Annotated in this window: 3 protein-coding genes; all 3 read left to right on the top strand. The window is 72.2% G+C overall.

What is annotated here, in order from left to right:
• On the top strand, nt 1-1,011 hold a 1,011-nt coding region (locus ETD83_RS43195; RefSeq protein WP_171064659.1), incomplete at its 5' end, for a hypothetical protein.
• Nucleotides 1,012-1,322: 311 nt separating this feature from the next.
• Nucleotides 1,323-5,915 carry a glutamate synthase large subunit gene (gltB, locus tag ETD83_RS37100; protein ID WP_138649879.1) on the top strand — a complete coding sequence of 1,531 codons (4,593 nt, stop codon included), beginning with the start codon at nt 1,323-1,325 and terminating at the stop codon, nt 5,913-5,915.
• 19 nt (nt 5,916-5,934) lie between these two features.
• On the top strand, nt 5,935-7,367 hold a 1,433-nt coding region (locus ETD83_RS37095; RefSeq protein ID WP_138649878.1), incomplete at its 3' end, for a glutamate synthase subunit beta.

Below are 7,367 nucleotides of genomic sequence, written 5' to 3'. Positions count from 1 at the left end.
GCGCAGGACCACCGCGACGCCAGGCCGGACCACCGCGACGGCGGGTCCGGCCCCCGTGACGGCAGGTCCGATCCGCGCGCCGGGAAGGCGGACCAGCGCGGCCGGAAGCAGAAGGCCCGCGGCCGGACGAAGAAGCCGCGCGGCGGCAGGCCGCAGGCCCGCGACGGCGAGCCCGACCAGCGCGCCGCCATGGCCGAGCTCCCGATCGGACCGTCCCGGAACACGCGCGCACAGCGCAAGGCCCGCCAGGCCCGTCCGGGCGGGCGCTCAGGAGGGTTCGGGCCGAAGATGTACTTCGGCGCTGCCGCCCTCCTCACCCTGGTCGTCCTGCTCGGGGTGGGGGCCGTGGCCGGCCTGAGCGGCGAGAACGGCGCCGCGAGCCCCGAGGTGAGCAACGTGCAGATCGGGAAGCCCGCCGGGAACGGCCCGTCGCCGGTCTCCTACTCGAACTCCCCGTCGACGTCGGCGTACGCGGGCATCGCCTCCCGAGGCGCGGACGCCAAGCCGCTGACGGTCGAGGAGGCGTTCCCGGCGCCGGCCACGACGCTGCCCGTCCCCGACGGCGACGTCCGGGTGAAGCTGCGCGCCAAGCGCCTGGACGCCGACTGCGCCGCGGCCGTATGGGGCGCGACCGTCGGCGACGTGCTGGGCAAGGGCGGCTGTACGCAGGCGGTCCGCGGGATCTACTCCGACACCGAGAACGGGTACGGGCTGGCCGTCGCCGTGTTCAACCTGGCCGGATCGGCGGACGCGGACCGGTTCGTCGCGGCGCTGGAGAAGACGCTCGGCGCGGGGTTCGTCCGGCCGCTGGAGGCGCCCGCCCCGCTGGACCGGTTCGGGCGCGGCTTCGGGATGGCGCGCGGCCTGGCCATGGGCCACTTCGCCGTGGTCACGTGGGCGCAGCGGCTGGACGGCAAGGGCGACGAGAAGGACGAGACCCTGCTGTCCCTGCTGATCGAGGGCGGCAAGGCCCCGGCGGTCCTCGGCCGCGCCGCCCGCGCGTCGAACTGACGGCGGCTCGCCGAACCCGCGATGACGGCCCGGCCGGGTTTCGGGCAGGTTACCGGCGAGGGACCGTAAACCTTGGCCGCCGGTGACGATGCTCACCGAGGTCAGGGCCCTTCGCGCCGGAAACGGAACGGTAAACTGGTCTAAACCACTGTGAGATGACCACGGCCGATCGATGCCGGGAAGTTTCGTGATCTGGTGCCTTCGGGCATGATCCCGGCAGTGATGTAATGTCATCTCACCGCAGCAGGGCCAACGTCGTCCCGAGCCTGCACTGACACCGAAGCAGTGACAAGACGACGACGGAGGGTTTCATGGCTGCTGCTGCCCTCACACCCGCCGGCCGCGCGCCCGGCGCCGGCCCGGCCCCGACGGGACGCCCCCGCGCCCAGGGGCTGTACGACCCGGCGAACGAGCACGACGCCTGCGGCGTCGGGATGGTCGCCGACCTGCACGGCCGCACGAGCCACGACATCGTGCAGAAGGCCCTGACCGTCCTGAAGAACCTCGACCACCGCGGGGCCGTCGGCGCCGAGCCGGACGACGGCGACGGCGTCGGCATCCTCGTCCAGCTCCCCGACGCGTTCTTCCGCGAGGTCTGCGACTTCCCGCTCCCCGAGCCCGGCGCGTACGCCGCCGGCATCGCGTTCCTCCCGCGGGACGGCGACGAGCGCGCCGCCGTCACCGCCCATGTCGAGACGCTCTGCGCCGAGGAGGGCCTGACGGTCCTCGGATGGCGCGAGCTCCCGCACGACCCCGACTTCACCGGCCCGGCCGCCCGCCGCGTCATGCCGCAGTTCGCCCAGCTGTTCGTGGCGCCCGCCGCGGGCGGCCCGCACGAGGGCCGGACCGGCCTGGAACTCGACCGCGTCGTGTTCTGCATGCGCGAGCGCGCCGAGCAGGACGTCAACGTCTACTTCCCGAGCCTGTCCAGCCGGACGATCGTCTACAAGGGCATGCTGACGACGCCGCAGCTGGAGCCGTTCTTCCCCGACCTGTCGGACCGCCGCTTCACCAGCGCGATCGCACTCGTCCACTCCCGGTTCTCGACGAACACGTTCCCCGCCTGGGAATTGGCCCACCCGTACCGGTTCATCGCGCACAACGGCGAGATCAACACGGTGAAGGGCAACCGGAACTGGATGCGGGCCCGCGAGGCGCTGCTGAAGTCCGACCTGCTGCCCGGCGACCTGTCCCGCATCTACCCGGTGATCGACATCGAGGCGAGCGACACCGCGTCGTTCGACGAGTGCCTGGAGCTGCTGCACCTCGGCGGCCGGTCGCTGCCGCACGCCGTGCTGATGATGATCCCGGAGGCGTGGGAGAACCACACCGAGATGGACGCGGAGCGCCGCGCCTTCTACGAGTTCCACTCCACGCTGATGGAGGCGTGGGACGGCCCCGCCAGCGTCAGCTTCACCGACGGGACGGTCGTCGGCGCGGTCCTTGACCGCAACGGGCTGCGTCCCGGCCGGTACTGGGTGACCCGCGACGGCCTGGTCGTGCTGGCCAGCGAGGCGGGCGTGCTCGACATCCCGGCGGCCGACGTCGTCCGGAAGGGGCGCCTGCAGCCCGGCAAGATCTTCCTGGTGGACACGGCCGCCGGGCGGATCGTCGAGGACGACGAGGTCAAGGCCGAGCTGGCCGCCGAGCACCCGTACGGGCAGTGGCTGCACGAGGGCCTCGTCCGGTTCGAGGAGCTGCCGCAGCGCGAGCGGGAGATCCCGACGCACGACACGCTCGTCAAGCGGCAGCAGACGTTCGGGTACACGCTGGAAGAGCAGCGGATCATCCTGACGCCGATGGCGCGGACCGGCGCCGAACCGATCGGCTCCATGGGCACCGACACCCCCATCGCCGTGCTGTCGGAGCGCCCGCGGCTGCTGTTCGACTACTTCAAGCAGCTGTTCGCGCAGGTCACGAACCCGCCGCTGGACGCGATCCGCGAGGAGCTCGTCACCTCCCTGCAGTCGACGCTCGGCCCGGAGGGCAACCTCCTGGAGCCGGGACCGGACTCGTGCCGGCGGCTCGTCCTGCCGACGCCGATCCTCGACAACGACGAGCTCTCCAAGATCATCCACATCGATGACGAGGGGTCGCTGCCGCATCTGCAGGCCCACGTCGTGCAGGGCCTGTACGACGTCGCCGGCGGGGGAGCGGCCCTGGAGGCCCGCCTGGCGGAGATCAACTCCGAGGTGAGCCGCGCCATCGACGCCGGCGCCCGCATCATCGTGCTGTCGGACCGCGGCGCCGACTCCGGCCGCGCCGCGATCCCGTCGCTGCTGCTGACCGGGGCCGTCCACCACCATCTGATCAGGGAGAAGACCCGCACGCGGGTCGGCCTGGTGATCGAGACGGGCGAGGCCCGCGAGTGCCACCACATGGCGCTGCTGATCGGGTACGGCGCGTCCGCGATCAACCCGTACCTGGCGATCGAGACCGTCGAGGACCTCGTCCGCGGCGGCGTCATCGAGGGCCTGGACACCGGGAAGGCCGTCCGGAACCTGGTGAAGGCGTACGGCAAGGGCGTCCTGAAGGTGATGTCGAAGATGGGCGTGTCGACGGTCGCGTCCTACACCGGCGCGCAGATCTTCGAGGCGATCGGCCTCGGCGAGGACGTCGTGTCCCGCTGCTTCACCGGCACCACGTCCCGGCTCGGCGGCGTCGGGTTCGACGTGCTGGCCCGCGAGGCCGCCGAGCGGCACGCCCGCGCCTACCCGCCGGGCGGCAACGACCTCGCGCACCGCACGCTCGACATCGGCGGCGAGTACCAGTGGCGCCGCGAGGGCGAGCCGCACCTGTTCAACCCGGACACGGTGTTCAAGCTGCAGCACGCCACCCGCACCCGCCGCTACGAGATCTTCAAGGAGTACACCTCCAAGGTCGACTCGCAGGCGGAGAAGCTGATGACGCTCCGCGGCCTGTTCAGGCTGAAGGAGGGCGAGCGGGAACCCGTCCCGCTGGACGAGGTCGAGCCCGTGGCGGAGATCGTGAAGCGGTTCTCCACCGGCGCGATGTCGTACGGGTCGATCTCGGCGGAGGCGCACGAGACCCTCGCGATCGCGATGAACCGGCTGGGCGGCAAGTCCAACACCGGCGAGGGCGGCGAGGACCCGGCGCGCTTCACCCCGGACGAGAACGGCGACCTGCGCCGCAGCGCGATCAAGCAGGTCGCGTCGGGCCGGTTCGGCGTCACGTCCGAGTACCTGACGAACTCCGACGACATCCAGATCAAGATGGCGCAGGGCGCCAAGCCCGGCGAGGGCGGCCAGCTGCCCGGCCACAAGGTGTACCCGTGGATCGCCAAGACGCGGCACTCCACGCCCGGCGTCGGCCTCATCTCGCCGCCGCCGCACCACGACATCTACTCCATCGAGGACCTGGCGCAGCTCATCCACGACCTGAAGAACGCCAACCCGGCGGCGCGCGTGCACGTCAAGCTCGTCGCGGAGGTCGGGGTCGGGACGGTCGCGGCCGGGGTGTCCAAGGCGCACGCCGACGTCGTGCTGATCTCCGGGCACGACGGCGGCACGGGCGCGTCCCCGCTGACGTCGCTGAAGCACGCGGGCGCGCCGTGGGAGCTTGGCCTCGCCGAGACGCAGCAGACGCTGCTGCTGAACGGCCTGCGCGACCGCATCGTCGTCCAGACCGACGGGCAGATGAAGACCGGCCGGGACGTCGTCGTCGCCGCGCTCCTCGGCGCCGAGGAGTACGGCTTCGCGACCGCGCCGCTGGTGGTGTCGGGCTGCATCATGATGCGCGTCTGCCACCTGGACACCTGCCCGGTCGGCGTCGCCACGCAGAACCCCGTCCTGCGGCGGCGGTTCGCCGGGAAGCCGGAGTTCGTCGTCAACTTCTTCGAGTTCATCGCCGAGGAGGTCCGCGAGTACCTGGCGGCGCTCGGGTTCCGGTCGCTGGACGAGGCGATCGGCCACGTCGAGATGATCGACACCCGCGACGCCGTCGAGCACTGGAAGGCGTCCGGCCTGGACCTCGCGCCGATCCTGCACACCCCCGAGGTCCCGGACGGCGCCGCGCTGCACCGCACCACCGTCCAGGACCACGGCCTGGAGAAGGCCCTGGACAACACGCTGATCCAGCTCTCCGAGGGCGCGATCGCGTTCGGCGACACGGTGACGCTGGAGCTGCCGATCCGCAACGTCAACCGGACGGTCGGCACCATGCTCGGCCACGAGATCACCCGCAAGTGGGGCGGCGAGGGCCTGCCCGACGACACGATCGACGTCTCGTTCACCGGCTCGGCGGGCAACTCGTTCGGCGCGTTCGTGCCGCGCGGCATCACGCTGCGGCTGGTCGGCGACGCCAACGACTACGTCGGCAAGGGCCTGTCCGGCGGGCGGCTGACGCTGCGTCCCCCGGCCGACGCCGGGTTCGCGGCCGAGGAGCAGATCATCGGCGGCAACGTCATCCTGTACGGCGCGACGTCCGGCGAGCTGTTCGCCCGCGGGGTCGTCGGCGAGCGGTTCTGCGTCCGCAACTCCGGCGCCACCGCCGTCGTGGAGGGCGTCGGCGACCACGCCTGCGAGTACATGACCGGAGGCCGCGCCCTCATCCTCGGCCGGACCGGACGCAACCTCGCGGCCGGGATGTCCGGCGGCATCGCCTACGTCCTGGACCTGGTGCCCGAGCGCGTCAACGGCGAGATGGTCGACCTGCAGCCGCTCGACCCCACCGACCTGGACCTCGTCCGGACGCTGGTCGAACGGCACCTCGACGAGACCGGCTCCGCCGTCGCCCGCCGCCTGCTGGACGACTGGGACGCCGCGGCCGCCCGCTTCACCAAGATCATGCCGCGCGACTACCGGCGCGTCCTGGACGCCATGGCGAGGGCCGAGGCCGAGGGACGCGACGTGGACGAGGCCGTCATGGCCGCCGCGCAGAGCTGAGAGAGGGGGACTTCCTTCAATGGCCGACCCGAAGGGTTTTCTGACCGTCCGGCGGGAGCTCCCGAAGCGCCGCCCGGTCGACGTGCGGATCCGCAGCTGGTCCGAGGTCTACGAGGACTTCGGCCGCGACCGCCTGGAGAAGCAGGCGAGCCGCTGCATGGACTGCGGCGTCCCGTTCTGCCACCAGGGCTGCCCGCTCGGCAACCTCATCCCCGAGTGGAACGACCTCGTCCACCGCAAGGACTGGCACGAGGCGATCGAGCGGCTGCACGCCACCAACAACTTCCCGGAGTTCACCGGGCGGCTGTGCCCCGCCCCGTGCGAGAGCGCCTGCGTCCTCGGCATCAACCAGGACCCGGTGACGATCAAGCGGATCGAGGTCGAGATCATCGACCGGGCGTTCGCGGAGGGCTGGGTGCGCCCGCAGCCGCCCGCCGTGAAGACCGGCAAGAAGGTCGCGGTCGTCGGCTCGGGGCCCGCCGGTCTCGCCGCCGCACAGCAGCTCACCCGCGCCGGCCACGACGTCACCGTCTACGAGCGCGCCGACCGCATCGGCGGCCTGCTGCGCTACGGCATCCCCGAGTTCAAGATGGAGAAGCGGCACCTCGACCGGCGCCTCGACCAGATGCGCGCCGAGGGGACCGTGTTCAAGACGTCCGTGAACGTGGGCGTCGACGTCACCGCCGACGACCTGCGCGCGGGGCACGACGCCGTCGTCCTCGCTGGCGGCGCCACCGCCTGGCGCGACCTGCCCGTCCCCGGACGCGAGCTGAACGGCGTCTACCAGGCCATGGAGTACCTGCCGCCGTCGAACCGGGCGCAGGAGGGCGACTACGAGGAGTCGCCGATCTCCGCGAAGGGCAAGCACGTCGTGGTCATCGGCGGCGGCGACACCGGCGCCGACTGCGTCGGCACCGCGATCCGGCAGGGCGCCGCGTCCGTCACCCAGCTGGAGATCATGCCGCGGCCGCCGGAGTCCCGCCCGGACGCGCAGCCGTGGCCGACGTACCCGATGCTGTTCAAGATGGAGAGCGCCCACGAGGAGCTCGCCGACCTGGGCGGCGACCGCGTCTACGCCGTGTCCACCACCGAGTTCGCCGGCGACGCGGACGGCAACGTCCGCGCCCTGCGCCTGGTCGAGGTCGGCGGACCGGACACCGGGTTCAAGCCGGTCGAGGGCACTGAGCGGGAGATCCCGGCCGAGCTCGTCACCCTCGCCATGGGCTTCCTCGGCCCGCAGCGCGAGGGCCTGCTCGACCAGCTCGGCGTCCAACTCGACCAGCGCGGCAACGTGGTCCGCGACCGCGACTACAGGACGTCCGTGGACGGCGTGTACGCCGCCGGGGACATGGGCCGCGGCCAGTCCCTGATCGTGTGGGCCATCGCCGAGGGCCGCGCCGCCGCCCACGGCGTCGACGCCTACCTCACCGGCGCCACCGCCCTGCCCTACCC

The organism is Actinomadura soli, from assembly GCF_005889715.1.
In the GTDB taxonomy this organism is placed as follows: Bacteria; Actinomycetota; Actinomycetes; order Streptosporangiales; family Streptosporangiaceae; genus Spirillospora; species Spirillospora soli.
This window is presented reverse-complemented; position numbering and strand designations above follow the sequence as displayed.

Excerpts from the sequence above, each read along its gene's own strand:
- gltB (WP_138649879.1), top strand. The coding sequence starts at position 1,323 with ATGGCTGCTGCTGCCCTCACACCCGCCGGCCGCGCGCCCGGCGCCGGC.